At 48.3% G+C, this 801-nt stretch carries 2 protein-coding genes; both read left to right on the forward strand.

Annotated elements, in window-relative coordinates; genetic code table 11:
- Nucleotides 1-3 precede the first annotated feature (3 nt).
- Complete coding sequence (tnpB, locus tag NA59_RS15870) at nt 4-156, forward strand: IS66 family insertion sequence element accessory protein TnpB (RefSeq protein ID WP_407701057.1); 153 nt, start codon at nt 4-6, stop codon at nt 154-156.
- Between the two features lie 79 nt (nt 157-235).
- Nucleotides 236-801 (forward strand): IS66 family transposase (locus tag NA59_RS13930; RefSeq protein WP_044414290.1); only part of this gene is annotated, 566 nt, incomplete at its 3' end.

Raw genomic sequence — 801 nt, forward strand, 5'->3', positions numbered from 1 at the left:
TGGCTGTGTCAGCGTCGCTTGCATAAAGGACGTTTTCATTGGCCTAAAGCGGGGGATGCGCTTTGGTCATTAACCCAAGCCCAGTTTGATGGATTAGTAATGGGGTTGCAATGGGAGCGCATTGATTGCACACTGTCAAATAATTGGCATATGTAGTTGTATTTGTTGTGCAAAACGGATTATATTTTTTAGTTTTTGCTTGCAGTGTAAGCTTTTTTTAGGTTATTATTTAACCATGATAAATAAACTTAATACCCCTTCACTATCCGAGCTCATGGCACAGGTTGAAACGCTTCAATCCCTGTTAGTGACCCGAGATAAAACCATTCATGCGCTCGAGCTGGAACACGCCCGATTAAGTGCGCTTAACGAGCGCCTTGAATCGGCATTTAAGCGCTATCAAAAATGGGTCTTTGGTGCCAAGAGTGAGCGCATGAGTGAGGCTGTGCGCCAGCTGTTTTTAGATACGCAGTTAGAAGATGAGGCGGCACTCAATGGGCTTAAAGACTTGATTAAGGGCTTAGCGCCGAGTTGTGCACAACCGAGCGATAGTGCCTCCGGTTCAGCGCACGCCCCTCAACCAGCAGATCAAAGCCCCGCATGGCATGCATCAATCAAGCTCCCTAAGCAATCTAAACAACCCAGTAAATCCGTAGCGCGCCATCCATTGCCCGCGCATCTGGATCGATTGGAGTACATTCACCATCCTAAGGTGGATGGTGTTGAGGATATCGCCACGAGTCAGGACTGGGTGCGCATGGGTGAAGAGGTTAAAGAGGTGCTGGATATCGTGCCAGCGCG

It is taken from the genome of Thiomicrospira microaerophila, assembly GCF_000934765.1.
Lineage (GTDB): Bacteria > Pseudomonadota > Gammaproteobacteria > Thiomicrospirales > Thiomicrospiraceae > Thiomicrospira > Thiomicrospira microaerophila.